The organism is Candidatus Chlorohelix sp. (assembly GCF_037138995.1).
Classification (GTDB): domain Bacteria; phylum Chloroflexota; class Chloroflexia; order Chloroheliales; family Chloroheliaceae; genus Chlorohelix.
Genome location: NZ_JBAXHI010000009.1, coordinates 15,714 through 41,292 on the forward strand (window position 1 = coordinate 15,714; position 25,579 = coordinate 41,292).

Annotated in this window: 27 protein-coding genes; 10 read left to right on the forward strand and 17 right to left on the reverse strand. The window is 48.4% G+C overall.

Going from position 1 to position 25,579, the window contains the following annotated elements:
- Positions 1-135: 135 nt before the first annotated feature.
- A complete protein-coding gene (locus tag WCK19_RS06170; protein WP_342396500.1) occupies positions 136-1,293 on the forward strand; it encodes a peptidoglycan recognition family protein in 1,158 nt (385 codons plus the stop codon).
- Between the two features lie 63 nt (positions 1,294-1,356).
- Here the strand turns inward: WCK19_RS06170 and WCK19_RS06175 are convergent, their stop codons facing one another.
- Positions 1,357-1,614 carry a hypothetical protein gene (locus WCK19_RS06175; protein ID WP_342396501.1) on the reverse strand — a complete coding sequence of 86 codons (258 nt, stop codon included), beginning with the start codon at positions 1,612-1,614 and terminating at the stop codon, positions 1,357-1,359.
- A 291-nt stretch (positions 1,615-1,905) separates the two neighbouring features.
- Positions 1,906-3,627, reverse strand: a complete 1,722-nt coding sequence (locus WCK19_RS06180; RefSeq protein WP_342396502.1) for a sugar phosphorylase — start codon at positions 3,625-3,627, stop codon at positions 1,906-1,908.
- 140 nt (positions 3,628-3,767) lie between these two features.
- On the opposite strand from WCK19_RS06180, the gene WCK19_RS06185 reads away from it, so the two are divergent.
- Positions 3,768-4,526, forward strand: coding sequence for a dienelactone hydrolase family protein (locus WCK19_RS06185; protein WP_342396503.1), 759 nt, complete (start codon positions 3,768-3,770; stop codon positions 4,524-4,526).
- Positions 4,527-4,666: 140 nt separating this feature from the next.
- Complete coding sequence (locus tag WCK19_RS06190) at positions 4,667-4,939, forward strand: hypothetical protein (RefSeq protein ID WP_342396504.1); 273 nt, start codon at positions 4,667-4,669, stop codon at positions 4,937-4,939.
- A 5-nt stretch (positions 4,940-4,944) separates the two neighbouring features.
- On the opposite strand, the gene WCK19_RS06195 is transcribed toward WCK19_RS06190, so the two are convergent.
- From WCK19_RS06195 to WCK19_RS06205, 3 genes are all read right to left on the reverse strand, one after another.
- Positions 4,945-5,718: an SDR family oxidoreductase gene (locus tag WCK19_RS06195; protein WP_342396596.1), complete on the reverse strand. Its 774-nt coding sequence runs from the start codon at positions 5,716-5,718 to the stop codon at positions 4,945-4,947.
- Between the two features lie 90 nt (positions 5,719-5,808).
- Positions 5,809-6,606: an acyl-ACP thioesterase domain-containing protein gene (locus tag WCK19_RS06200; RefSeq protein WP_342396505.1), complete on the reverse strand. Its 798-nt coding sequence runs from the start codon at positions 6,604-6,606 to the stop codon at positions 5,809-5,811.
- Between the two features lie 74 nt (positions 6,607-6,680).
- Complete coding sequence (locus tag WCK19_RS06205) at positions 6,681-7,238, reverse strand: GNAT family N-acetyltransferase (protein WP_342396506.1); 558 nt, start codon at positions 7,236-7,238, stop codon at positions 6,681-6,683.
- A 138-nt stretch (positions 7,239-7,376) separates the two neighbouring features.
- Here WCK19_RS06205 and WCK19_RS06210 point away from each other — a divergent pair, with 138 nt between their 5' ends.
- Both WCK19_RS06210 and WCK19_RS06215 read left to right on the forward strand, forming a co-directional pair.
- Entirely contained in the window at positions 7,377-7,589 is a 213-nt protein-coding gene (locus WCK19_RS06210) for a biotin/lipoyl-containing protein (RefSeq protein ID WP_342396507.1), read from the forward strand.
- 4 nt (positions 7,590-7,593) lie between these two features.
- Complete coding sequence (locus WCK19_RS06215) at positions 7,594-8,931, forward strand: biotin carboxylase N-terminal domain-containing protein (protein ID WP_342396508.1); 1,338 nt, start codon at positions 7,594-7,596, stop codon at positions 8,929-8,931.
- A gap of 176 nt (positions 8,932-9,107) precedes the next feature.
- Here WCK19_RS06215 and WCK19_RS06220 read toward each other — a convergent pair whose 3' ends face one another.
- The 4 genes from WCK19_RS06220 to WCK19_RS06235 all read right to left on the reverse strand — a co-directional run bounded on the left by WCK19_RS06220 (position 9,108) and on the right by WCK19_RS06235 (position 12,075).
- Positions 9,108-10,061: an EamA family transporter gene (locus tag WCK19_RS06220; RefSeq protein ID WP_342396509.1), complete on the reverse strand. Its 954-nt coding sequence runs from the start codon at positions 10,059-10,061 to the stop codon at positions 9,108-9,110.
- Positions 10,062-10,077: 16 nt separating this feature from the next.
- A complete protein-coding gene (locus tag WCK19_RS06225; RefSeq protein ID WP_342396510.1) occupies positions 10,078-10,728 on the reverse strand; it encodes an HAD family hydrolase in 651 nt (216 codons plus the stop codon).
- A gap of 55 nt (positions 10,729-10,783) precedes the next feature.
- Positions 10,784-11,407, reverse strand: coding sequence for a nucleotidyltransferase family protein (locus WCK19_RS06230; RefSeq protein WP_342396511.1), 624 nt, complete (start codon positions 11,405-11,407; stop codon positions 10,784-10,786).
- Positions 11,408-11,472: 65 nt separating this feature from the next.
- Positions 11,473-12,075 (reverse strand): hypothetical protein, encoded by a 603-nt coding sequence (locus WCK19_RS06235; RefSeq protein WP_342396512.1) that lies wholly within the window; start codon positions 12,073-12,075, stop codon positions 11,473-11,475.
- A 371-nt stretch (positions 12,076-12,446) separates the two neighbouring features.
- Here WCK19_RS06235 and glyA point away from each other — a divergent pair, with 371 nt between their 5' ends.
- The 3 genes from glyA to WCK19_RS06250 all read left to right on the forward strand — a co-directional run bounded on the left by glyA (position 12,447) and on the right by WCK19_RS06250 (position 16,018).
- Complete coding sequence (gene glyA, locus WCK19_RS06240; protein WP_342396513.1) at positions 12,447-13,742, forward strand: serine hydroxymethyltransferase; 1,296 nt, start codon at positions 12,447-12,449, stop codon at positions 13,740-13,742.
- A gap of 58 nt (positions 13,743-13,800) precedes the next feature.
- Entirely contained in the window at positions 13,801-14,427 is a 627-nt protein-coding gene (gene upp, locus WCK19_RS06245; RefSeq protein ID WP_342396514.1) for a uracil phosphoribosyltransferase, read from the forward strand.
- A 319-nt stretch (positions 14,428-14,746) separates the two neighbouring features.
- A complete protein-coding gene (locus WCK19_RS06250; RefSeq protein WP_342396515.1) occupies positions 14,747-16,018 on the forward strand; it encodes an adenylosuccinate synthase in 1,272 nt (423 codons plus the stop codon).
- Positions 16,019-16,091: 73 nt separating this feature from the next.
- Here the strand turns inward: WCK19_RS06250 and WCK19_RS06255 are convergent, their stop codons facing one another.
- From WCK19_RS06255 to WCK19_RS06290, 8 genes are all read right to left on the reverse strand, one after another.
- On the reverse strand, positions 16,092-17,198 hold the full coding sequence (locus WCK19_RS06255; protein ID WP_342396516.1) for a PLP-dependent aminotransferase family protein: 1,107 nt from the start codon (positions 17,196-17,198) through the stop codon (positions 16,092-16,094).
- Between the two features lie 31 nt (positions 17,199-17,229).
- The gene (locus WCK19_RS06260; RefSeq protein WP_342396517.1) at positions 17,230-17,643 is read right to left on the reverse strand and encodes a thioesterase family protein; all 414 of its coding nucleotides are present in this window, start codon (positions 17,641-17,643) and stop codon (positions 17,230-17,232) included.
- A gap of 64 nt (positions 17,644-17,707) precedes the next feature.
- On the reverse strand, positions 17,708-18,433 hold the full coding sequence (locus WCK19_RS06265) for a hypothetical protein (protein ID WP_342396518.1): 726 nt from the start codon (positions 18,431-18,433) through the stop codon (positions 17,708-17,710).
- A 10-nt stretch (positions 18,434-18,443) separates the two neighbouring features.
- On the reverse strand, positions 18,444-19,361 hold the full coding sequence (locus WCK19_RS06270) for a hypothetical protein (RefSeq protein ID WP_342396519.1): 918 nt from the start codon (positions 19,359-19,361) through the stop codon (positions 18,444-18,446).
- Between the two features lie 21 nt (positions 19,362-19,382).
- On the reverse strand, positions 19,383-19,751 hold the full coding sequence (locus WCK19_RS06275; protein ID WP_342396520.1) for a response regulator: 369 nt from the start codon (positions 19,749-19,751) through the stop codon (positions 19,383-19,385).
- Positions 19,752-19,802: 51 nt separating this feature from the next.
- A complete protein-coding gene (locus WCK19_RS06280) occupies positions 19,803-20,291 on the reverse strand; it encodes a 6-carboxytetrahydropterin synthase (RefSeq protein WP_342396521.1) in 489 nt (162 codons plus the stop codon).
- Positions 20,292-20,302: 11 nt separating this feature from the next.
- The gene (locus tag WCK19_RS06285; protein ID WP_342396522.1) at positions 20,303-21,550 is read right to left on the reverse strand and encodes an acetyl-CoA hydrolase/transferase C-terminal domain-containing protein; all 1,248 of its coding nucleotides are present in this window, start codon (positions 21,548-21,550) and stop codon (positions 20,303-20,305) included.
- Positions 21,551-22,105: 555 nt separating this feature from the next.
- Complete coding sequence (locus WCK19_RS06290; protein WP_342396523.1) at positions 22,106-23,263, reverse strand: L,D-transpeptidase; 1,158 nt, start codon at positions 23,261-23,263, stop codon at positions 22,106-22,108.
- Positions 23,264-23,762: 499 nt separating this feature from the next.
- Between WCK19_RS06290 and WCK19_RS06295 the strand changes: the two genes are divergently transcribed.
- Positions 23,763-24,899: an ABC transporter ATP-binding protein gene (locus tag WCK19_RS06295; RefSeq protein WP_342396524.1), complete on the forward strand. Its 1,137-nt coding sequence runs from the start codon at positions 23,763-23,765 to the stop codon at positions 24,897-24,899.
- Positions 24,886-25,479, forward strand: coding sequence for a PadR family transcriptional regulator (locus tag WCK19_RS06300; protein WP_342396525.1), 594 nt, complete (start codon positions 24,886-24,888; stop codon positions 25,477-25,479). Before WCK19_RS06295 ends, WCK19_RS06300 begins: the two co-directional genes overlap by 14 nt.
- Positions 25,480-25,579 lie beyond the last annotated feature (100 nt).

A 25,579-nucleotide genomic window follows, 5' to 3' on the forward strand; every position in this document is an offset into this window, starting at 1 on the left:
GATAAGTAATCCAAAATCCGTCAAGTCGGCATGAACTTTCAGAAAATACACTTTGCTTGACCTTTTATGCTAAACTAAAGTTGTATTTTTTCACCTTACTAGAGTACATCATGATAAGTATTAGGAGGTTTCTAAATGCCTTCAGACTCAGATGCTCCAACTAATCAACCTGCACAACCCAATTCTGACACAACCAGTATAGCAGACAATCAAACTCAACTAAACGCGACACCTTCCGATGGTGACACTGATAGCATAGCAACGTTCGGCGCATATAGTGATGGAGTGGTTTTCCTTTTACCGCCCGATAATAATCAAAATCTCCGCCCACGCATGGAACACGATAAACAAGGTGAGCCGGATAGCGCGGAAGGCTTGTTAGCAGATGGCATATTCCCAGAGGATAACGGCAGCGCTTCTACTGACCCCAATAATCTGCAAGAAAGCGTAGAAGCTGCCAATACGGATAGCGGTTCGGTTGGCGCCTTTTCCGCCGGGGGGTCGGCTTTCGATATAATGTTTAAGGTCAGCCCCAATTGCTGGCAGGGTCGTAATGGACTAACCGCCATTGCAATAGTTGACCACATTATGCAAGGCACCCTTGATGCCACTACAAGTTGGTTTATGAACCCAAGCGCAGAAGCCAGCACCCATTTTGGAGTTGGTAAAGACGGTCGAATCATACAGTATGTGCGCCTTGAGAATAGCGCGTGGGGCAACGGACCCGTTAATAAACCAGACCCAAATATTGAGTGGTTAGCAGATGCAATAAGCAAAGGCATTAACCCAAATCGTTTAACCGTATCAATCGAGCATGAGGGTAAAACAGGAGAAGCCTTTACCGAAACAATGTATCAGGCAACTTTTTTCCTCCACAAACAAATCATTCGGCAACTTAACATCCCAGTTGACCGCCACCATATAATTGGGCATTACCAGATTGATTCGGTAAACCGCCCGCTTTGTCCCGGCAAAGGCTTTCCATGGGATAGATTAATGGCAGATTTAAAGGCAGAGTTCAGCCAACCTGCTACCCAACCCCTAGGCGACCCACCCGGTTATACCGAGGTACCGTTTGGTCCCGGCGCAGTAGCTTTTAACAACTCTTATGTACGCGCCTATCCGTCCTTCGACTCATCAATAGGCACGGTTCAACGCAAACTCCCCAAAGATACATCGCTCCACTTTGACGGCTACACCGATCAGGGACCTGCTTTTCAGGGCAGCGCCCGCTGGTACAAAATCAGCCAGCAAGACGGCGGCGGTTGGATTCACGCCCGCATGATTGGCTAAATAAAAGACCGGACTACTCCATTGTAGCCCGGTCTAAAATATATATTTAAACCAGATAAACTCCTAACTGGCTATACGGGCTGACTTGTCTAGTCTTATACCCATAAGCTTAGCTTGTTTCTCTATAGCTTTAATAATACGTTGGTGTCTCGGTGTTAAAAGTTCCGCCCGCACAATCGGGTCTTCATGATAAATTTGCTCTGCCCAAACGTGGTTATAATCCGGCAGCACGCTTAGATGAAGACTATTTGCGAACGGATAATTAGTATATATATACTTCCATAATTCGCGATCAGCACGCAGATTCAAGAGTAATGCCATATTTTCAAGCTCCTTTGCTTAAAAAAATAATGCCTGTACTAGTTCTATAACAAAAAACTTTCCAAACCAAACATCAAGCTGCCGCCAACCACACTGTCGGCGGCTACCATCTTTATGATAGTAATACTGATGTCCATCCAGACCTCATAGTTCTGGTCTGCTCAATTTGCACTTATGTACCATTTGTTGAAGTGCGTCTTTGCAATTCATAAATGCTACAACAACTTCATTGGAAAAATTATATAACTATCTGAACGCATTTACAACATTATTTTAATAGATGAAAAAACTCTAATCTTGCAACCACATTAGTTGGTAGCCACCCAGCCTAACCGTTTCGTCCCCCCGATATTTAACCCCACTCAGCAAATCCAAATACGCATGACCATAATCAACAGTTATAATACTAGCAAGAGAATCAAGGGTCTGCATTTGGTTTGTTACATTCAGAAGGCACAGAATCCGCTCTGAGCTATCCGGCGCAATTCGGCGTAGCGCAAATATACCGGGTGACGTTTCCAAAATCTCCTGCGCGGCATTGGGATGGAAAGCGACATGTGCTGCCCGTAGGCGCAAAAGCTCAGAATACGCCTCGAAAATCCGCGCTTCTCTTGTCAACGAATCTGCCAGAGCCACTTCCAGTTCGGGCAATTTAAGCTTCTGACGATTAAGCGTGCGAGCGCGTCCGGTTTGAGCAAAGCCCTCCTGCCAACTTGGCGAACCAAACAAGCTGTGAAAATATATTCCCGGCATCCCCTGAAAAGATAGCAATATCGCTTGTGATGCCATAAATCGCTTGATTTTTATTTCCTCGCCCTCAGCAGGATTAGACAATGCGTCAAAATACGTTATGTTAAGTTCATACGGGCTTTGGCTACCATCTGGGTTGTTCTTATAACTTACCTGACCGCCATGTCGCAAAGTAGCCGCCACCAAATTCTCTATCTCGGCATCGCTGAGGATGCCCTTTGCCGGAACTACTCCAATACCATCATGCGAAGCCAAAAAGTTAAAGAAAGTAGTTTGCGTGGAAGGTGCAGCCAACTCTCTCGCCCACTGCCTGAGTTTACTCGAATCTCCTGTTAACAGGGTGTGCAGGGTTAGCGGTACAAGCGGAAACTGGTAAACCATTTGCGCCTCGTTATAGCCATCGCCAAAATAGCCGATATTATCACGGTGCGGCACATTGGTTTCAGTCACCAGCAACGTATCGGGCGCAAGTTCATTCAGCACGGCACGCCACAATTGCACTACCGCATGCGTTTGGGTCAAATGAATACAGTTTGTGCCTACCTCCTTCCATAAATAACCGATGGCATCCAGCCGAATCAAGCTCGCCCCTTTAGACACATAGAATAATAGCAATTCGGTTATGTCAAGTAATAGTTGAGGGTTTCCAAAATTCAAGTCAATCTGATCTGCGCTAAAAGTAGTCCAAACATGTTGCCTGCCGTTGGCAGTTTCAAAAGCCGTTAGCAAAGGCAAGGTGCGAGGGCGAGTTACGCCGGAGAGGTCAAGTTGTGGGTCAGTAATCAGAAAATAATCACGATAGGGTGACTCCCCTTTCAGAAAGCCCTGAAACCATGCGCTACCGGCAGAAATATGATTAATCACCGCATCAAACATCAGCTTGAAATCGCCCTCTATCGCCTCAATAGCGCCCCAATCGCCTAGATGGGCATCAACCTGACGATAATCAACCACCGAAAAACCATCATCGCTGGTATAGGGGTAAAAGGGCAAAATATGTACGCTGTTAATTGAGCCTTTTAGATGACCGATGAGAAATTGATGTAGGGTGGCGAGGGGGTGTTGCCCTTCCTGCTGCACCTGATCTCCATAGGTAATCAGGATTGCATCTTTCTCGCTGAATCGCCCTATTGGTTTGGCGGGACGCTCTTTTAGAAAGGCATATTTCAACAGAAGCTTTTCCAGCGTATCGAAAGTTGCCTGCCCTAACTGCTCGCCGTAAATAAACTCCAGTTTTTGCTTGATTTGCCCGTTTCCAACCATTTTGTTGTTCTCTCCTATTACTACTGTCTTACATTAATATTAGCAAAGTATAGAGCGCATAACAATGGGAATTTATGGTACTTTCGAGTATAATTCCCGGCACACGGATTCATAAAATCATAAGTGGAGTGTACAAATAAATGTGTTATGACGATAAAGCGCAACCACCTCTACCGCCGGGTGCGAGCGGTTCGGCACAGGGCGAAGAATTGGTTCTGGAAGCTGCCGATGGCAACAAATTTCTAGCATTTGCGGCGCATCCTTCTAAGCAGGGCAAGGCTGCTGTGCTGATTTATCCAGATGTTCGGGGTTTGCACAACTTTTATAAAGAATTGGCGCTACGTTTCGGAGAGATTGGTATTACCGCGCTGGCAATAGACTATTTCGGGCGTACTGCCGGGCTAACCTCACGCGATGAATCTTTCGAGTTTATGCCCCATGTTCAGCAATTGCTAATAGACAACTTCTTTCAGGATGTAGAGGCAGGTTTGGATTACTTGCGACAGCAAGGCGATTTTAGCTCGTCTGTATTTGTGGTAGGTTTTTGCATGGGAGGTTCGCTAACGCTGGTTAGTGGTACAAATAAAGAGTTCGGTTTCGCTGGACTGATTCCATTCTACGCTGGGTTAACCCGTAATTTTGGAGGTAGAGGCACTGCCCTTGAACAGGCAGGGGAGGTGAGTTATCCGGTATTGGGCTTGTTTGGCGGTAACGACCCCGGAATCCCTGTAAATGATGTAAAAGCTCTTGAGGCAAAGTTAATCGCCGCCGAAGTTGAAACCAACATCAAAATCTACGAGGGCGCACCTCACAGCTTCTTTGACCGACGCTACGAAGAATTTGCCGATGCTTCTGCCGATGCTTGGAATCAGATATTGAGCTTTATTTCAGCGCATTAATCCAAAAGGCGCACCTTAGCCAAGTGCGCCATACTTTTACTCCTTCTTTACAATTTGAGGGATTGGATTTAACATGTTTTTGTTATTCTTGAAAAGAAAAGATTGACTAAAAATATATTTAACAGGAGTAAAATAAAAAAATGGACGTTTCTATAACCGCATGGTTAGAAGATGGAACCCACAAGTACATTATAAATCATGGGTTGGTTGGCAATATTGGCTCCAGTTCAAAGGCGGAAGAAATTCCTGAAGCCGTAAAAGATGCACACCGCATGATGAGCAGTGGCGAATTAGAGCAAGCGATAAGTCATTTGCAAAATGCGGGTTTTAAGGTAGAACAGGTAAACTGGTGGAAGGACGGGGTATTGGGTAAAGAAGCCAGTTGGATGGAAAAGTCCCCGTCCGGTTACTAAAACTATCAAGCAAACAGGTCGCGCTTATTAAAGCGAGCGGTGGCAAACCGCCACATAGCTTTGCTCTTGGTGAGCCATGCTATGCGTATTCCATGTTTGTTATTCGCCAATATTTGCTCTACCAACCAAGGCGTAACCGTTTCTACTGTATCCGCCAGTATATTAAAGATGCGCTTAACCCTTTCCATATCTTCGGGCTTGGTATCACCCATAAGCAGGTCAGTTATGACCATACCGGGGCTAAGATAGCATACCTGAACTGGCGTATTAGCAGCTTCTTTAATCAAGCCTTTGGTCAGATAGGTAAGCGTGGCTTTGGTCGAACCATAAAGAATCAGCCCTTCACGCGGATCGCTCTGACTTCCCTCTCCCTCCATATTGTAGATTTGACCCGAACCTTGCTTAATCATACCGCGCAAGGCAATTTTTGAGCCGTACATCATCCCTAGCGCATTGGTATGTACTACCTGCTCAATTCTATCAAAGCTGATTTCCCAGAAAGGTATGCGAGACGCGCCAATTCCGGCATTATTTATCCAAATATCCACCTTACCAAAAGCCTTGCTAGAAGCATCCCACAACGCTTCTACCTGCTCATAAGAGCGTACATTGCAAGTTTGCCCCAGCACCTTTTCTTTGCCGAATTGCGCCGTTAGTTTTTGCAGTGCCTGATTTAGCGTTTCCTGATTACTACCAGAAATCATTACCCGGTGTCCGCGCGTTAAAAACTCCTGCGCCATTCCTAAACCGATGCCCTTAGTGCTACCGGTTATGACCACACTTTTCAAAATCGCCCCTCCCAATAGTTAATAGCCATCCTAAAACTTTCGGTATAACGTTTCTGCTACCACAAGCAGTTAAAAAGCTGCTCAACCCTGTTTCAGCCAACGCCAGCGCGAACGAGCGCGTGCCACCAAACCATCCCTCTGTCGTATTTGTTGCAATCTCTCAAATTCAGTTGCGTGGGAGGGAGTGGGAGAAAACCAATTCAAAATGGTTAGAGCGTCTCCAAATTCAGCAATATTCATATATTCAATATCATAATGCAAAGGCAGCAACGCACCCGACGGGTTTAGAGGGCTAATACCGGCAGCCATCAATGCGCCCCAACCGGCATCATCCAGCATCTCAAAATAGGCAGTGTTATTCATATGCGCCAGAATATCCAACCGGGAAAAAAGCACAGACCCGTTGGTTTCAAGCGGGGCAGTTGCCGGGAAAGGCAACCATGCCGGGTCATTCAGTTGTGGTTGTGCGCCGTTGGGCAGCCAAATTTCAGACGCTTCAGGCGGTATTCGCGCCGGGTGTCCCTTAGCATCAACATAAACCCATAAAGTACGCGCCTTTATAGCTGGTAAAGACGCATTATCACCTTCCAACCTAAATTCGTAAGCGCGTTGGGCAGTAACTCGGCTGAAACCAATCGGAAAAGTGACGGTTTGAAGGTTGGCGCACGCTGGAATGGGACGATTAAAATCTATCAAAGTTCGTTTGGCGAGCCAGTTAAACCCCTCCGGCAATTCCACCCCAGCGGCATCACGCCGCGCAATATCCTGCATATAACGCGAGGCAGAAGCAGGCGTAAGGTAGCCAAACAAATCCACCTCATCGAAGCGCACCGAATAGGTAAAATCAAATCTTCTGGTTTTGATTTCGTTTTGTTCCATACCTGTATTATCGCATGCCAGAGACCTGTTCGCAAAAATAGTACACCCCCTAGCAAGCATTCCCTTGATTCCTATTAGAAATGCTTGATTAGCTCGTGGCGCAAATGGGAGAAACCCTCGCGCTGGTAGAAACGCAGCGCATCGCGGTTAGGAGCGTACACCTTGAGGGTGGCGCTGTGAATACGGCGCGATTTCAGCCAATCGTAGCAGTTTTCCAGCAGCAGCGCACCCACGCCCTGCTGTCGCGCATGCTCGGTTACAATTAGCTGTTCGATATAGCCGTAGCTGTCAAGGGTGTAATAATAATCGCGTATGATGCGTACCAGCGCAAAACCCACCGCTTTTTTGCCCCTGAACGCCAGCAAGGCACGTACCGTCTCATTACCGCTATCTCCGTAAAGTAACGCGCTGAGACATTCTTCCATATAGCTGACTTGCGAAGAAGGCTTGAAGGTTAGACCCAGTTCTCCAATGCCAAGCCTTTCGTGATACTCGAAGGTTTCCTGCATCAACGCCCTCGCTGCCTCGCGGTCTTCCGGCGTATCGCGCCCTTGCCTAACAGTGATGCGCTCGTTGTCGCGGATGTTATTTTTTTCCTTGCTACGCCAGAACTTGCCAAACTCAAAACCCATCCGTATTCCCTCCTTACTTTTGGCATTATTATAGGATAAAGTGGCTAAAACTAACAAATTTGTCAAGCGGCTTTGAACTTGATAACATGCCATCTAAACGCATTATGGACTCATCCTATATAACAAGGAGGAATACGAATGACCGAGGTGAAAGCCCCAATATCGGGCACAGTTTGGCAGATACCGGCGGTAATAGGACAAGCAGTTGAAGAAGAAGAAGATTTGATAATCCTTGAGTCCATGAAAATGGAAATCCCGGTAAGTGCGCCCCTCTCCGGCACGGTTCGCGAAATCCGAGTCGAAGCGGGAAATTTTGTGAATCAGGGCGATATTTTGATAGTGCTGGAATAATGCCATGTTTAATAGAATCTTGATTGCAAATCGGGGCGAGATTGCCCGCCGTATCATCCGCACTTGCAAGCGGATGGGCATCGAAACTGTCGCCGTCCACAGCGATGCCGATATGATGCTACCCTTTGTGAACGAAGCCACTTACGCCATCCTAATCGGGCTTGCCCCTGCTCACGCCAGTTATCTGAATATGGAAATCATTCTGGAGGTGGCGCAGCAAGCCGAATGCGAGGCAATTCATCCCGGCTACGGCTTTTTGGCGGAAAATCCCATGTTCGCCGACCGTTGCCAAGAGTTAGGAATAACCTTCATCGGACCCTCGCCCGAAGCGATGACAGCGATGGGCGAGAAAGTGGCAGCACGCGAACTGATGCGCCAAGCGGGGGTGCCTGTCGCTCCCGGCACGTCCGAGCCGATTAGCGATATTGAACTAGCCGTGACACTGGCGGAGGAAATCGGCTACCCGGTGCTGGTGAAGCCGAGCGCGGGCGGCGGCGGCATCGGCATGACCATTGCCAATAACGCCGACAAATTGCGGCAAGGTATCAAAACCGCGCAAGGTCGCGCTCAACGCGCTTTTGGCGACGATTCGGTTTTCATCGAGCGTTATGTGCCGGGAGCGCGGCATGTGGAAGTGCAAGTGCTGTTTGACGCACACGGTCACGGGGTGCATCTGTACGAACGCGAGTGCAGCGTGCAGCGCCGTTACCAAAAGGTGATTGAGGAAACGCCCTCGCCTGCGCTGGTCAATAACCCGGAGTTGCGGCAACGCATGACTCAAGCCGCGCTACAGGCTGCCGCAGCGGTGGGTTATCGCAACGCCGGAACGGTTGAGTTCATTCTAGGAGATAACGGCGAGTTCTATTTCCTCGAAATGAACACCCGCTTGCAGGTGGAGCATCCCATCACCGAGATGACGCTAGGGTTGGATTTGGTGGAGTTGCAATTGCGCGTAGCGGCAGGCGAGCAGTTACCCCTTACCCAAGCCGACCTTGCACCAAAGGGGCACGCCATCGAGTACCGCATTTACGCAGAAGACCCGGTGAGTTATCTACCGCAACCCGGCACCATTAGCCTGTACCAACCGCCCGAATTGAGCGAGTTTGTGCGCCTTGATAGCGGCTACGGCAAAGGTGATACGATTACGCCACATTACGACCCGCTAATTGCCAAACTGGTGGTGTGGGGCGAGAATCGCGCCGAGGCGTTAGAGCGCAGTCGTGTTGCCCTTTCGCAGTTCCAAATCGAGGGTCTCAAAACCAACCTGCCGCTACATTTGCGCTTGCTAGACGACCCCGCTTTCGTCAGCGGCAACTACAACACCGGGCTTCTCAAAGCCTAACTCAAATTATTTAGAAGTGAAATAGTCAGGCAAGGGGTTTCACCGCCCCTTGTTTTGATTCGGGCGCATCTTGTAAGAGCGACCTCCGTGTCGCGATTTCTTGCCTTCCCAAATCCCCCACCGAAAAACCCCACCGCACGAAAGTGAATATGTCAAAAAAAGGATTTGTAAAAACTTTACGCCAGATTGCGGGCGCGTAAATCCCGTAATTGCAGCCCCACCACGCCCGAAATTATCAGCAACGTGCCGAACCATTGCAGCCCGCTCATGCCTCGTCCTAGAAAGAGCAACGAAAGTACGCCCGTCATGGAGGGTTCGAGGGTTTGAATCAGGCTACTAACAGCGGCGGGTAAATACTTCAAGCTGGCATTGAAAAAGGCGTAGCCGCACAGCGAGATAAGCGAAAGGGCAATGAGCAGAAACCAACCGTTCCAATTCAGGGCGTGCGTGAACAGCCCGAAGCCTTCCTGTATTAAACCGAGAGGCGTTAGAACCAACGTAGCGGAGAGAAAGTAGTAAAACAGGTTTATCAACCCACCCCTGCGCTCAGTACGCGCCACCACTTTTCCTATCAGAATGTAAATGGCGAAAACCAGCCCACTGCCCAACCCCATTATTGCGCCGAGCGGACTTTTTATCAGAGCTGCCGGGTCAGTGATGCCCGCCACCAGCCCACAACCGAATAGGATTATTGCAATCGCGATTACCTGCGCCAGCGTCACCTTTTCGCGCAACCATAACGCCCCGCCCACCGCCACGAAAACGGGCGAACAGAATATCAGAGTGGTAGCAACCGCTCCGCCGTTTTCCTGTACCGAACCGTTAAAAAGCAGCGCGAAAATAGCGATTCCCACCAGACCCGCCAGAAAAAACACTCCCATTTCACGCCACGAGACCAATAACGCGCTGCCGGGATAGAGCCTCCGCACCACCACACCCAGCGATAACGTGATGATAAAGGTGCGCCAGAAAGCCAGTTCCACCGTTGTCATGCCGAAATCGCGACTCAACGTTTCTATAAAAAGGGCGGTGCTAGACCAAACCGCCGTGCTGCCAAATGCCCACAGCAAACCTGCTCGGTACTCTTGCGCGTGGCGATGTGCTACGACTGAATCGGCTTTAGCCGTCAAAACGTGGCTCTCTTTCTCAACTTAAACCGAGATACGAACTCAACTCCTCAAAGCGCGAGAAGGTAAAATCGGGGCGGCTGGCGCGTAATTCCTCGAAATCATAAAAATTTGCATTTGCGGAAGGTAGGAAAAGGGCGGTATGCGTGCCTGCGGCTTGCCCTGCTTGCACATCGTAGATATAATCGCCCACGAATAGGGTTTCGCCCGCCGCTTTCCCAAGCTTTGACAGAGCCACCAGCGCCGACTCAGGGTGCGGCTTGGGCTTCTTGGTATCGCTGCTGGTAATAATCGTGTCGAAATATTGCTCAATCTTCAGCCGCCCAAGCGTATAATCCAACGCTTCACGCGGTGAGGAAGTGACTAGACCCAACTTCAGCCCTTTCCGGTGACACGCTTCCAGTATCTCCAACGCGCCGGGGTAAAGCTCCAAATCGGCGAACGCTCGAAAAAAGCCCTTCCCCATATATCCAGCAAACTCTTCTATTGAAGACGCGCCCACTTGCGCCACCGTTTCTGGCAAGGGCTGATACCAGTATTGTACAAAGGCGCGTTCGTCCTCTATCTTTTTATCGTAAAAGCTGAAAGCGTAACGATACGTTTCCATCCATTTCGGTAACGATTGCGCCAGCGTACCATCAAAATCAAACAGAATCGTAGAAAGATTCATTAGAATATGCTCCCGTTAGACAAGAGGTTAAACCCCCTTGATATATTGCGCCCGATTAGCGTCCCAACCGCTCCAAATCTTCGGGTGTATCAACATCTTCATGTATAGCGGGGTCAGCCACCGCAAGCTCAATCACCGCTTGCGGGTGCGCTTTGACTATTTCGCGTCCGCCGCTATCGCCCTGTAACGCTGCCAGTTCGGAAAAGAAGCCACGCCCGAACAACGCTGGATTGCCGCGTTTGCCGTTAAAAGTGGGGAAAATAATTTTATTGTCCGAATCGGGGAGGCTCAGGAAATGGCTAATAAGATTACGCGCCGTTTCTGGATTCACGCGGGGTTGGTCGGCAAGGATAAAAAGAGTGCCTCGACTTTGTGGGTCTAGCGCAGCCACGCCCGTTGCCACCGAAAAGCCCTGCCCTTCTGCCCAACGTGGGTTGAAAACTATTTGCATCGGCACATTTTTTGTGTCTATCGGTCTGATATAGCTATTGAGAATTTCCAACGCTGCTTGCTCTGCGTTGCCTAATACTACAATCACTTCACCAGCGCCCGACAGCAACGCCAGCGAAATTGCCCGTTCCAGCAGAGTAGTTCCGTCCGCCGGGTAACATTCCAGTTGTTTGGGTTTACCGTAGCGCCGAGCCGCACCCGCTGCCAACACCACCGCGCTCACCAACATCACCCGCTTTTCCTTACCTTTCGTGGTAATTCGTAGGGACGCATTCTGATACGCCCGGATTTAACTCAGGGGAGGTTGAACTTCCCGAACTGCTCGCCCCCCACCGTTATCAGCACCTGCTTCTGATACTTGTCGAACTCGTAGAGCGGTTTGCCTTTATCGGGGGGCGGTAGGTTGTCCCACTTGTAACTTTCTTTGACGCTACACCACTCTCCGCCGCTATCGCACTCCCACAGCTTTACCTGTAGCTTGTTGTTAAGCGCGTATGCGCCCATCACCCCATTGTAATCAATTAGCGATTCGATGCGGTAGGCGTGGTCGGGCGTGCTGAAATCGTAAGCCAACGTACCCTGCCCGGTATATGCGCCTGTCCCAATGAAAAAACAAATAATGCCCAAAAAAGGCAACGCCGGACGCACAAAGACAAAGGCAGGTTTGGGTATAGGATAACAGTATAGGGCAATGAGGGCGGGAAAAAGAAGCAAGAAATTGACGATGCCAGCCGTCAGGGTGAGAGATTTGCCGCTACTATAGAGCCAAAAAGGGATGCTGCCTGTGCCGCTATAAGCAGGCTCAACCCACAATTTCGCTACCAGCGCGGTTGCCAACGCAAAAACAAAAGCGAGAAGTATTACCGCTGTTATATTTTTATCGAGCCTGTACCACATACCACTTTCTGTTTTCTAGTTCAAATACCAGTACATTAAGTTTGAGCTAAACGCGCCTAGTATAGCACATACATAGGCGATTAATAGGCAGTCGCAAAGTCCCTTTCTCTCCTCTAATCCAGCGGATGCAGCAAGTTAATGCCCTAAAAACGTCTCTCGCAACTACCCTGAGCAATGAAAAATAAAGGTTGCGAGTGTCTCAAAAAAAGAATATACTAAAAATCGTCTTCTGGGGAGGAAGACCGGGGAGGGTCAGTTCGCCATAGTTACACACCTCACTCTTATACAAAAACTGCCATACCACCACAGAACTGCTCACTTCCGTGAAAAAGGCGCATGGGATGCGTCAAAATTGAGAAAGGAGAAGCAGAGTGACGTTAAATTCTGCCGCTGAAAAAATCGTCAAAGCCGCTATCAGAGAAATGGAATCACTTGCGGCATTTGACCCTGAAATATTTGATGCCATTAAGAAAGAAGAAGCTCGCCAGAAGGACAAAGTCGAGCTAATTGCCAGCGAGAATTACACCAGCCGCGCGGTATTAGAAGCGCAAGGCTCGATAATGACCAACAAGTACGCCGAAGGGTATCCTGCCAAGCGTTACTATGGCGGTTGCGAGTATGTGGACTTAGCCGAAACGCTTGCAATTGAACGCGCCAAAAAGCTCTTTGATGCAGCATGGGTAAATGTTCAGCCGCATAGCGGCGCACAAGCAAACATGGCGGTATATTTCACGCTCCTAAAACCGGGCGATACCATAATGGGTATGAACCTTTCACAAGGTGGACATCTTACACACGGTTCTCCGGTCAACTTCAGCGGCAAGCTTTACAATGTTATTCCCTACGGTGTCAATAAAGAAACGGAAGCAATTGATTACGAGGAACTAGCGCAACTGGCGGAACAACACAAACCCCGCGCCATTATTGCAGGGGCAAGCGCGTACGCCCGTACCATTGACTTCAAGCGATTCCGCGAAATTGCCGATAGCGTAGGCGCATACCTAATCGTAGATATGGCGCATATCGCTGGTTTGGTAGCGGTTGGCTTGCATCCAAGCCCGATTCCTTACTCGCATGTGGTCACTACCACTACCCACAAAACCCTGCGAGGACCACGCGGGGGCATGGTACTTTCCTCTGACCCTGCGCTAGGCGAGCAAATAGATAAAACCGTCTTTCCGGGCATGCAAGGCGGACCTTTGATGCACGTTATCGCCGCCAAAGCGGTAGCCTTCAAAGAAGCGTTACAGCCCGAATTCCGAATTTACGGTGAAAATGTTATCAAAAACGCCAAAAAGATGGCGGTGACTCTTCAAGATGAAGGTTTGCGAATTGTTAGCGGCGGAACCGACAACCACCTAATGATGGTTGACCTGCGCCCGGTTGATGTAACTGGCAAAAAAGCCCAACTAGCGTTGGACGAGGTAAACATCACCGTTAACAAGAATACGATTCCCTTTGACCCTAAATCGCCTTTTGTAACCAGCGGCATCCGTGTCGGTACGCCCGCCACCACTACTCGCGGTTTTGGTGAGAGCGAAACCGAAGAAATCGGGCGAATCATTGCCTTCACCCTCAAGAATCTTGATAGCGAAACCGCTTACGAAGAAGCGCGGCGGCGCGTTGCAGCAGTGGTAGAGAAGTTCCCTGTTCCGGGTATTGACTAATTTATGAATAGCTGGGGCGAACGAGCAGTTCGCTCCTTTTTTTACAGGATATTGTGCAATGGATGGATTATTTGTATCGTCTCACCCCTTAATTCACCACAAATTGACTATTCTTCGAGATGTTAACACCGAGCCTAAACGCTTCCGGGAAGTGGTTTACGAAATAACCATGCTGCTCGCCTACGAAGCATCCGAGGATTTACCCACGCGGGAAGTTATAGTTACTACCCCATTGGAAAATACCCCAAGCCGTGAACTGGCTACCGTAATCGGACTGGTGCCAATCTTGAGAAGCGGTTTAGGCATGGTTGGGGCAATGCTCGCGTTGATACCAAGTGCGAAAGTCTGGCACATCGGCTTGTACCGCGACCACGATACGCTACAGCCCGTGCAATATTACAACAAGCTGCCCACTAACAGCCCAACCGAACTGTGTCTGGTACTCGACCCGATGTTGGCTACTGGCGGTTCGGCGGTTGCCACCATCTCTATCCTAAAAGAATGGGGCGCACGAAAAATAAAGTATATGGGGCTGATAGGCGCACCCGAAGGAGTGCAAACTCTACGCGATGCCCACCCGGATGTGCCAATTTACCTTGCAGCGTTAGACGACCACCTGAATGAGCATGGCTACATCGTGCCGGGTCTTGGCGATGCCGGGGATAGACAATTCGGCACAATATAGCGAGAGAAACAATAAGGTTTCGGGTCTAATACTACTAACCAGATTCGTGCTTTTTGATAGCTTGCTCGAAAAGCTACAACCCTTGTTACCCGTCCGAAAGCGCTTTGAAAACTAGCTTGCCGTTCATCTTTGAAAATGTTAAACTTATGTAGGCAAATTTTAAGGTGAGCCAACGTTGGTAGGGTTTCGCCTTTTTTATTTGAGGTACTTTCAAAGCTCGGATCTCAAGCAGAAATAGTCTTGCCCGCTGGCTTGAAAAAGGAGTTTTGGAATACTTCTTCTACTATTAACCAACCAATAGCAGAAGGAGATTTCACCTATGCCTATAACAGCAGTAATCGGCGCTCAGTGGGGCGACGAAGGCAAAGGCAAATACGTTGATATTCTGGCGCAGGATGCTCAAATTGTAGCTCGCTTTAACGGCGGTAATAATGCCGGGCATACCGTTATCAATGAACTGGGTACATTCAAGCTGCATTTGCTCCCCAGCGGCGTTTTCAACCCAAAGGCTACCTGTATTATCGGACCCGGTGTTGTGCTAGACCTTGCCGGTATAGCCGAAGAAATCAATACCCTTGATAAAGCCGGAGTCCCGCTCAAAGGGCGGTTATTTATTTCGCCGCGCTGCCATTTAGTAATGCCCTATCACCGAGTTCTGGATAGGCTTTATGAAAGCGCAAAAGGACATCTCAGCACCGGCACAACCGGTAGAGGCATCGGGCCTACCTACGCCGATAAAGCCGGATACAACGGGTTGCGCCTCGCCGATTTGCAACGCCGTACCCTTTTCATCGAAAAGCTCTCAACCCAAGTTTCCATCAAAAACCGTCTGATTGGAGCTTTGGGGGGTGAACCTATGGATGCCGACAAGATTGCGGACGAATATTTTGAATATTTCCGCATTCTCCAGCCCTTTATTAAGGAAACGTTTGGGCTGCTACAAGACGCGGTTAAAAGTAACCAGAATATACTGCTGGAAGGGGCGCAAGCAACCTTGCTCGATACCGATTGGGGTACTTACCCATTCGTTACCGGCAGCAGTACGTTGGTATCTGCCGCGACTCCCGGTTTGGGCATCTCGCCCCGCGCCATTGAGCGTATCATTGGGGTATGCAAAGCATATACCACCCGCGTTGGTAACGGACCAATGCCCACCGAATTGACCGATGAGACAGGAGATCGTATTCGCCAAATTGGGCGCGAATACGGCACCAGCACCGGACGACCGCGCCGTTGCGGTTGGCTAGATGCCGAATTAGTGCGCTTCACTGCCGCCCTTAACGGCTTCACCGAACTAGCGTTAAGCCTGCTAGATGTGCTGGATACTTTCCCCGAAGTTAAAATCGCTACCGCTTATGAATGGGGCGGACAAAAGGCGCACTATTTCGAGGGAGACGCAGTATTCCTCGAAGAATGCACCCCGGTTTACGAAAGTCTGCCGGGTTGGGAAAAGGATATTCGGGGAGTCAATCGCTGGAGTGACTTGCCGCAGGGCGCAATCAGCTACATTGAGCGCATCGAGCAGATAACAGGTGTGCCTGTTAGTATGATAGGCACAGGACCTGACCGGCGCGAAACCATTATCCGCTAAATAACCCAAATCAAAAACAAGGGGCATAAAAAGCCCCTTGCTTGAAATATCTTTCCTGAAGTGAAATACTCTCTTAAATCAGGCTTGCCAGACGCTTGATTCCTTCCTCAATTTGCGCCGGAGTAAGCGCACAAAAGGGTAAGCGCACAAAGCGTTCGCCTGTATCAGTGCCTTCTTCCAACAAATCGGCAAAGAAACTGCGCCCATCGGTCAATACCAAACCCTTATCCTTCGCCTGTTTTAACAGGTCAACCATGTTGCCTTCACCGGGTAGGTTCACGCTTACAAAGAAGCCCCCTTCTGGTTCGGCAAAAGGCACGCCCGGCAAATATTTCTTGATTGCCGCGATGGTAGCGGAAAGGCGCGGCGCATAAAGTTCTTTTAGATAAGCAAGGTTAGTATCGAAATAGCCGCTCTTAAAAAACTCCACAACCGCCGCTTGTGTCGGCAGCACTGGAGCTAAAATTGTTTCTTCCATCAAATCACGCAAGCGCGTAACTAAATCTGCCGGAGCAATTGCATAGCCAACCCGCAACGCCGGGCTGATGAGCTTACTAAAAGAACTCAGCGTTACAACCCGCTTCGGGCTAATATCGCGCAGCAACGGCACAGACTCACCACTGTAGCGCAAGGTGCGATACGGCACATCTTCAAGCAACCAGAAATCGTGCTTTTCTGCCAATTCCACCAGTTTCCGGCGTTTCGCCTCCGAAGTAGTAACCCCCGCCGGATTCTGAAAATCAGGAATGACGTACATAAAAGCCGGTTTATATTGTTGCAACGCCAGTTCCAGCTTTTCAAGGCTTACCCCATCCAAGTCGAGCGGAATGCCGATTACAGTAGCACCACGCCTTCGGAAAGTACGAATAGCACGGTCGTAGCTAGGTTGCTCTACCAGCACTGTATCACCCGGCTTGATGAATAACGCAGCCAGTAAATCCTGCAAATGTAGCGAGCCATTGCCGATTATGACTTCATTTTCGGTTAAGCCGTATTGCTCCCCGATTAATTTGCGAAGCGGTAGGTAGCCGCCATTATGCCCGTATTGCAAAACTACTTTCGCATCCGGTCCGCTCAAAACAGTATGCAAGCAATCGCTTAGCAGCTTTGCGGGCAAGGCTTCCGCCGCAGGAACGCCGCGTGTAAATAATATTTGCTCGGTCTCAACCGTGCCTGACATGCTTAATCCTCCTACTTTTCAGGCAAGGGATTTAAATCCCTTGTTTTTTTGCTTTCTGTTCAACCCTGCCCATAAATTTGGCATTATCAATTATAAAGCGTTCGTGTACCCCTTCGCCCACCTTTTCTACATCATCGTAGGCTACCACCTTAAAAACCAAGCGGCGGCCATCTATTTCCGCTAGTTCAGCCTCTGCCCGTATCTTGAAACCAACCGGAGATGCCGCGATGTGCTTTACTTCTACCAATGTCCCGACCGTACTAAAACCCTCCGGCATAGCATTTTGCACCGAGTGCCATGAAGCAGTTTCCATTAGCCCAATCATGTTCGGAGTAGAATAAACCCTTGCCAATCCGCTACCGAAAGTAGCGGCAGTGTTGGCATCCACTACTTCAACCTCAACGCTGGCTTTCATACCCACCTTCAAAGTTTGCTCCGGCGACACGTCTTTGTTTCCTCCTGAATCGTAATTCTAGTAATGAATCTGAGCATCTTTGCACTATTTAACCTCAACGGTTAAAGCTGTTCTCCATTATATCACCGCTATAAGCGTTCAACACAACCTGACGATTGTAAGCAGAGCTTACTCCAAACCATGCCGGTATCTTTTTATTATCTTGAGTCTGGTATAGTTGCAAAATAAAGGTATCAACAGGGGTTTGCGCCGAGAAACCGCGTGCCACTAACCGTTGTGCCGCTATGTTACTATCGAGTGTTTTAGTTATGTCAATTTGACCTGCATCACTGAGCAGTATCGGTTTCTGGGTATCATCCACACGCAATATTCCTCGTGCCGAGTCGTAAGCTATTACCCACATTTTCATAACATCGGGTTGTACAAAGTACAAATTCCAGACAACGTGGTCTGCCCCAAATTGATTGGTCTGCGCCAAAACCAAAGTTGCGGCAGGTTGTTCTATTCTGGAAAACGCTCTAGCATAAGCCTCTTTAAACGAGCCTCGCGCCTGACTTAAAATTCCCAAACTCGAATTAATCGGAACGGATGTATAAGTTGGCAGAATATAGGGAGTGCTGGTAACGGTTGGCGGAGGACGAAAAGGCGTAAAAGTAGGCAACGGAGTAACAGGGGTAGGGCTAGGGAAAACTTCGGTGGGGGTAAGCAACGGAGTTTGGATAGTGCGTAGGGTAGGAACAGGCGTATTAACGGTTTCCCCGCAAGCAGCCAGCAGCATAAGACAAAAAGTGAAGGCAAAAAGTAACCTTGAATACCGCATTGCTCATTCCCTAGAAATCATTGCGAAGAATTTGCCCATTATAAGCGTTAATTACTAACTGCTTACCCTGTGGCGCATTGGTCATAATAAAACTGGGCTGCCGTGTAAGCCCATCCAGTTGGAAATTTACCACATCTACCGGAATATTAACTCGTAGCCCTGCCGCCTCAACTCGACTGACCAGTTCATCGCCATCCAGCACTCGCGCCATATCAAACTGCCCCACATCCGATAGCATAGTGGAAGCCACTTCTTCAAGCTGTAAATCGGGTTGGGCTTGCTCAGAACGCGCATCGAAAAGCGCACGCCAAGTTTTGCGCCCCTCCAACCATGAGAAATAAAAAGTCCAAGTAGTACGTTCCGGTTTGAGATTTTGGGCTGAAGCAAAAACAATCACTGCCTGTCGCTGCAAAAGTTGAACCCGTGCCAACGCTTGTCGATAAGCAAACTGGAACGAAACCCGGCTGGTACGCAATGACCCTATTGTGGTTTGTCCAGAACTGGTATTAAGAGTTGGCGTAGGGCGAACTCCGCTAGGCTTACCGCTCCCGCCGCTTGGGATTGAGTTACCCGGTCCGGGCGTTCCAAAAATTTGCGCCATCAAAGTAGGGTCAGCATTAATAAAGCCTCGATTAGCGTCATCATCGCTCTGAAGCGTTGGTGTAGGAAGTGGCGTATAGTAATTAAGCGAAGCGGTGGTGGTAGTGCGTACGCCAATTGCAATGGTAGCAGCAGGCGAAACATTATCAAAATTGGCAGGAGTTGGAGGCGGTGTCGGAGGGATATAAGATGAGCGGGTAGCAAATTCTTCACCACAAGCAGCAACCAAAAATAAATTTAACCACAAAGTAAAGACGGTGAAAATTAGCCTTTTTCTCGCCTTATTCGGCGAAATACTTCGCTGTAAACCTGATACTACCGATGGCATAGGCGTTGCAAAATTTAGCCCCTATAGAATCTGCCCGACTAACCGGATGAGTTGTACAGGGCTGAAGGGCTTGGTCATAAAATGGTCGGCTCCAACTGCTATCGCCCGCGCACGGTCACTACCCTGACCATGTGCAGTTAGCATTACAATTACTATCCCGGCAGTATCGGGGTCGGCTTTCAGCTTCTCGCAAACTTCAAAGCCGGTTAAGCCCGGCATTGCCACATCCAGTAGTAGTAGTTCGGGCATTTCGCGGCGAGCAATTTCCAGCGCTTCCAAACCATCGGACGCTTCCAGCAAATCCGCGTCTTGTGAAGCTAGAGTTTCGCGAGTTAGAAGACGCAAGGCATCCTCATCTTCAGCTATAAGTATTTTAGGTTTTTTATTCATTTGCGCTTGGCAAATCGCCTTTCCAGCCAACTCAGGGCATCGCTAAGCATTCTAAAACGGCTCAAAATAGTAAGCAGCCTGACCCGGTTGTTCTTCTACTCCCACCTCAATAGCTTGGAGCAACTTTGTTTCCGGGCGGTTTAATTCTAAAATCCGCTTACGAATACAGCCAGTTAAATAACGCGCCAACTCTTCGGCGGTGGTGTTAAGCACCGGCAGCATAACTACTTCGGCAACCGGGAAAACATAGCGGCGATTCTGGTAAAGCGCCTCTAATTCTTCTCCGGTTATATTATAACGCAATTGCTGGTTATCGCGTGCCAGCAACATTTTGTGATTTAAAGCATTACATTCCAGCCGCACTAGCGGTTTTAAATCACTAAAATTATAGAGAAAGGCATCTGCGCCGCTCTCACCCTCCAGCATAACCTCTACCCGGTAATTATGCCCATGCAAAGATTCGCAACGTCCACTCGTGGTTATAAAGTGAGCCGCGCTAAAATCGAAATTTTCTTTATAAACCTTAATCCGGTATCCCATTCAACCCTTCTTTAAGAAATTAGCTGCATCAGCAAATTTTTGCGTTCCGAAAGCGATTTCCCACGCAAATCGGCTATGCCGTTCTCGGTTACGATAATTTGTGCCAAATGACGTGGGGTACTAACTGGCGTACTCGCCTTTAAGTGCGGTACGATTCGGGGATGCCCTTTTGCTGTAACACTCGGCAGGGCGATTATCGAAAGACCGTTTTCCGCTCCCCACGCCCCAATAACATAGTCAAGTTGTCCGCCAACCCCCGCTAGTTGCCAATCACCCACAGCTTCAGCATTCACCTGACCCCAGTAATCAACTTCAATCGCCGAATTAACCGATACAAAGTTCGGTAATTGTGCAATATGCGCCGGATTATTGGCGACATCAATCCCCTGCAATTCGATAGCGGGATGCTCATGGGCGTAGTCGAACAGGCGTTGAGTGCCGATTAATAGAGCGGTAACGCTCTTGCCCTTATCAAAGGGTTTATTTTGATTTGTCACCGCCCCCGATTCCAGCAACTCGATTAACGGGTCGGTAATTGCGCCGCCGTGAATACCCAAATTCCGGTGTGATTTGAGCAAACGCGCCACCTGTTCTGGCACTGTGCCAACCCCCAATTGTACCGTTGCCCCATCTCCAATCAGACTAGCTACATTTACCGCCACGCGCCGCTCTAAATCGCCCGCCTCCAATGGAGGAACTTCCAGCAAAGGGCGGTCACTTTCGATAACGGCTGCAAATCTATCAATATGTACCCTCAAGCCGTTAATGCGCGGCATTTGGTGATTCATTTCGGCAATAAGCAAAGGCACGCTATCCACCAACGCTTCGGCATAATCCGCGCTAGGTCCGAGTGAGCAATAGCCTTCCGCATCCGGTACAGATACCTGTAAAAAAGCCGCATCCAGCTTTAAATAGCCTCGCCGAATTAGACCCGGTACTGTTGAAAAACTGGCAGGAACATAATCCACCAACCCGGCGTGTGCTGCGTGCCTTAAAGAGGGATGCGGGAAAAAGCTTTTCAGATGCAATTTGCCTTCGCCTAAAAGGACGGTATCGGCGTAAAGAGGCGGGGGTGAACCTGCTCCCCGGTAAGTAAGGGCATATAGAGTCGCGCCGCTCAGCGGTGTAACGCCAGAGCGGAGAACACCCACAAGACCTTCCAATAAAGATTGAGGCTCGGCACAGGCAGAGTGAAGCGCGATTATAGGGGCGGGAGGCAATAGCTCCAGACATTCGTTAACGGATTTGAGCAGGTTCAAAGGTATTGTTTCCTCTTTTTTAGGGGCATTATACCCGTGTATATAAAATAATACAACGCCGAGGGAAACGACTCGGCGTTGTTGCGAAACGAACAACGAAAGGAGATTTAACAAATATTGAGGGATAAATTCTATGGAGTAGTACGGAGATACTGATTGGCTCAACCAGTTTTGATAAAGCCTATGTACTTTCCAATTGAATTATTACACTTCAACATTACAAAACAAATTACAACGGTATTTAGTTTTTTTTATTAATAATTATTAAACTCTATTTGATACTTCCCGGTCTGTTGCAAAAAAAAAAGGTTGAGGGCAAACGAGAGGGTAAAGCCTAAGCATTTAATGTGGCTAGTACGAAAGTAATGGGTTTGCTAGTGCAGCAAAGGTTCTCCAATATGACACAGTCGCAACATCATTTTGACTATGCCTTTAGTAAGCAGTTGTTTTCAATTTCCTAATGAAGCTTTGTTTTTTCTATACTTTCTTGCATATCTACGCTACCCCTCGCCATCGGGTAGCAAAGGGGTTAAAGCGCGATAGTTATGCCAGAGTCTAGTAATGAATGTTAACGTGTGAACCGATACTAAGGAAGTTCCAAGCGTAAAAGCTCTCGTCCAAGCCCATATTCACACAGCCATGACTTGCCTGATAGCCAAAGCTAGAACGCCACCAAGCATAATGTAACGCATGCCCTTCGCTGGTGAAATACTGAGTGTACAGCACATTGTATAGGTCGTAATAATCCTCAGTACCGATGTCACCACCCTTCATGTGTTCGTTCGGAATACGGCTGAAGATGGCGAAAGTACCCACCGGGGTTTCGTGTCCCGGCTTACCTGATACTACTAATATAGTTTTGATGGGAGTGTCACCTTCCATAAAAGTAGCATTAAAAGTGGTCAGATTTACATCAACCCAGTGTTCCCAAATGCGAGTATCTTTGGTTACTGACATTACGCTCGGATCAAGTCCACTTGCTTGAGTGCTAACTTTACGGGCGGCTGCCGCCAACGGACCGAGTTCTGCCAATTTCACGCCAAAGCTTGGATGAAACAGGAGTCGCGCCCTTTCAAAATCCTGCGCTGCTACCCATGTATCACCTACCAATAGAGGATATTCCTCGCTGATGGGATAACCGAAAAAGTATAAGCCGCCCTGCGTATTCCAAAATTGCTGGAATCCACCACCTAGGCTATGTTTGGTAGCTTCAAAGTAAACTCGCGAATCACCATTTGGCAAAGCGGCAATCGGTTGGTAAGCGGGATTAGCCCGTTCTTCCGGTGAAGCAACTGAATATAATTCAGTACCGAGCAAGCCCAAACTTGTCTCCCATTGCGTTCCGGCTAAATCAGGGTGGTATTCCATACGCGCTTTTTGAAAATACTGCACCGTACGTCCATTTTCGGTAAGTTCATCGGTTACAGGACAGCCAAACGAGTCGAATTTGCCGTTCATTTGCCAGAAGCGCAAGAAACCGTAGCTGAGATAGTGACCACAATCGGAAAAATAGATTTTATCCGGGTTGGGGGTGGGCGAAAAATTATTAGCGTAGGGTATAGTGGGTACGAAGGATTTAACCTGATTAACAATCGGTGCAGAAGTATTTGAACCTGTCTCCGAAGCCGCAAAGGTCGTACTAATTCCGTTAGTAATTATCAACATAAGGGCAAACGCCAATAGCCAGCGATATTGTTTAGCTAGTAAGGACACCGATGCAACCTCCAGTTATTATTTCTCAATTTTCCGCTTAAAACTAGACAGGGAATTTAATAGGCAAGCAGATTATTTTCTTGCCAAAAACAATTTTGCAAGCGAAATCCAATATTAATATTTTGCAAATCTTATATGAAAACGGCTACCCAATGAGCTTCTGGGATGCCGCCTATATAGTATAGCAGTTTTTCAGATAAACCGCATTATTTTTGTAATTTTCGAGTAGCTGCGCCAGTTTTGCTCTTTTGACCAATTATAACCGCTTACCAAATTGTACTTGCTTTTTGACCTAGTAAAGGAAAAAGGGCATTTTACTTTTAGTGATATACTGGCAGGTGTCAGAATAGCTTTGTGGTATGTGGTTGTGGATTTAGTTTTCATACATTACCTTCTGACCATGAGTTTTGTTGAATGCCTCGTGCTGAGCTAGACCTTATAGCTTTTGCTATTTGTTATTAACTTATTTTTGTGCAAACGCAAGCTTAGAGATTTTGCCATGAAACCGCTGGAACTAGCTATCCGAAAACAACTCAAACGCTTCACCCTACAAGCAGAATTGAGCCTGAACGAAGAAGAAGCCAGAGTGCTGGTGCTTTTCGGAGCAAGCGGCAGCGGCAAAAGCGTAACGCTCAAGTGCATAGCCGGAGTTATAGAGCCGGATGCGGGTTATATATCCATCTCCGGCAGGGCAGTTTTCGATAGCCGTCAAAACCTGAGCGTAAAGATTCAGAAACGCAATGTCGGATATGTGCCTCAAAATTACGCTCTTTTCCCACACCTTACCGTTGAGCAGAATATAGCCTTTGGTCTGCACCACGAAGAACGGATAGCTACAACAAAGCGCGTGCGCGAGTTATTGGGCTTGATGCAACTTGACGGGCTGGAAAAGGTTTATCCGCGCCAATTATCGGGTGGGCAACAACAAAGGGTCGCTTTTGCCCGCGCCCTTGCGCCACGCCCTTCTATTTTGCTGCTAGACGAGCCGTTCTCCGCTCTTGATGTCAATATCCGCGCAGAATTGCGCCAAAATTTAGCTCACCTCAGCCGTGACCTCGCTATTCCGGTGGTATTTATCACCCACGACCTCGAAGAAGCCTATATGCTGGCAGACAAGTTGGCGGTATTGGATAAGGGGCAGCTTTTGCAGAGCGGTAGCCGCGACCAGATTTTTTATCACCCTGACAACGAACGAGTAGCCCGGTTATTAGGTATTCGTAATATAATTGCAGGGAAAGTTACAGAAGTGAACAGCGACAAGCGGGTTGCACTGATAAATTGTAACGGGCTAATGCTAGAAGCCGCCATTGGACAAGAGCAAGTGATACCGCAACCGGGAACTAAGCTTAAAGTGTGCTTGCGCCCTGAAAATCTGGAACTTATACGCACTGGAGAGGAAGTAACCTTGAATAGTTTTCGGGGAATCATTACCGAAGAAGTGGCGCGAGGTTCGCTATACACGGTTTATTTTGCCCCGCTTGCCGGAGATTTGACGGTATTTCCTCCACTCGAAATAGAATTACCTGCTCGCCAGTATCTTGCGCTCAAGAGTATGGATTCTGGACAATGGCAAGTCAGGCTCGAAGCCAGCGCCGCCCATTTAATCTTTCCGGAGGTTCTAAGTGACCAAAGTTGAGAACGAAACTAAAGGAAAAAGCAAAAAATCACCGCTTCAACCCGAACGCCCCGCCACTGAATTTGCCTTGCTAGGGTTATTGTGCGAAGGAGCAAGTCACGGCTACGAACTAACGCGCCATTTCAGCGAAGATACCGAACTGGCACAGGTATGCCAACTTGAAATGAGCTTGCTATATGCTTTGCTCAAAAAGTTGGAAAAGGAAGGTTTGGCGTTGGGTCATGAAGAGCCAGTAAGCGAACACAAAACCCGCCATGTAGTTGAGTTGAGCGAAGAAGGCAGACAGGTGTTTGAGAAATGGCTGGCACAACCCGTAAAACGCACCCGTGAAATGCGTCTCGATTTTCTCGTCAAGCTCTATTTTGCGCGGAGACGCGGCAGCAATATAGCAATTGCGCTGGTGCAACGCCAATACGATTACAACCTCAGTTTGCTAAACCATCTTAAGGAAGAACGTAAGAAATCGCAAAACCAAGAAAGTAATATTTACAAAAGGTGGGTGCTAGAATTCAGAATAGAACAGAATGAAGGCTCGTTGCGATGGTTGGCTTCTTGCCAGAAAGAGCTTGCCGGAGAATAAAAAGGGGGCGACCCATTGGAGTCGCCCGACAAAACACACGACACACGGCTTAAAAGGAACAGATATTAGGCTTTTAAGATTGAGATGGGGGCAGACGCGG

Excerpts from the sequence above, each read along its gene's own strand:
- WCK19_RS06185 (WP_342396503.1), top strand. The coding sequence starts at position 3,768 with ATGTGTTATGACGATAAAGCGCAACCACCTCTACCGCCGGGTGCGAGC.
- WCK19_RS06200 (WP_342396505.1), bottom strand. The coding sequence starts at position 6,606 with ATGGAACAAAACGAAATCAAAACCAGAAGATTTGATTTTACCTATTCG.
- WCK19_RS06170 (WP_342396500.1), top strand. The coding sequence starts at position 136 with ATGCCTTCAGACTCAGATGCTCCAACTAATCAACCTGCACAACCCAAT.
- WCK19_RS06205 (WP_342396506.1), bottom strand. The coding sequence starts at position 7,238 with ATGGGTTTTGAGTTTGGCAAGTTCTGGCGTAGCAAGGAAAAAAATAAC.
- upp (WP_342396514.1), top strand. The coding sequence starts at position 13,801 with ATGGATGGATTATTTGTATCGTCTCACCCCTTAATTCACCACAAATTG.
- WCK19_RS06180 (WP_342396502.1), bottom strand. The coding sequence starts at position 3,627 with ATGGTTGGAAACGGGCAAATCAAGCAAAAACTGGAGTTTATTTACGGC.
- WCK19_RS06175 (WP_342396501.1), bottom strand. The coding sequence starts at position 1,614 with ATGGCATTACTCTTGAATCTGCGTGCTGATCGCGAATTATGGAAGTAT.
- WCK19_RS06295 (WP_342396524.1), top strand. The coding sequence starts at position 23,763 with ATGAAACCGCTGGAACTAGCTATCCGAAAACAACTCAAACGCTTCACC.
- WCK19_RS06255 (WP_342396516.1), bottom strand. The coding sequence starts at position 17,198 with ATGTCAGGCACGGTTGAGACCGAGCAAATATTATTTACACGCGGCGTT.
- WCK19_RS06270 (WP_342396519.1), bottom strand. The coding sequence starts at position 19,361 with ATGCCATCGGTAGTATCAGGTTTACAGCGAAGTATTTCGCCGAATAAG.
- WCK19_RS06265 (WP_342396518.1), bottom strand. The coding sequence starts at position 18,433 with ATGCGGTATTCAAGGTTACTTTTTGCCTTCACTTTTTGTCTTATGCTG.
- WCK19_RS06280 (WP_342396521.1), bottom strand. The coding sequence starts at position 20,291 with ATGGGATACCGGATTAAGGTTTATAAAGAAAATTTCGATTTTAGCGCG.
- WCK19_RS06275 (WP_342396520.1), bottom strand. The coding sequence starts at position 19,751 with ATGAATAAAAAACCTAAAATACTTATAGCTGAAGATGAGGATGCCTTG.
- WCK19_RS06190 (WP_342396504.1), top strand. The coding sequence starts at position 4,667 with ATGGACGTTTCTATAACCGCATGGTTAGAAGATGGAACCCACAAGTAC.
- WCK19_RS06210 (WP_342396507.1), top strand. The coding sequence starts at position 7,377 with ATGACCGAGGTGAAAGCCCCAATATCGGGCACAGTTTGGCAGATACCG.
- WCK19_RS06250 (WP_342396515.1), top strand. The coding sequence starts at position 14,747 with ATGCCTATAACAGCAGTAATCGGCGCTCAGTGGGGCGACGAAGGCAAA.
- WCK19_RS06230 (WP_342396511.1), bottom strand. The coding sequence starts at position 11,407 with ATGTTGGTGAGCGCGGTGGTGTTGGCAGCGGGTGCGGCTCGGCGCTAC.
- WCK19_RS06215 (WP_342396508.1), top strand. The coding sequence starts at position 7,594 with ATGTTTAATAGAATCTTGATTGCAAATCGGGGCGAGATTGCCCGCCGT.
- WCK19_RS06235 (WP_342396512.1), bottom strand. The coding sequence starts at position 12,075 with ATGTGGTACAGGCTCGATAAAAATATAACAGCGGTAATACTTCTCGCT.
- WCK19_RS06225 (WP_342396510.1), bottom strand. The coding sequence starts at position 10,728 with ATGAATCTTTCTACGATTCTGTTTGATTTTGATGGTACGCTGGCGCAA.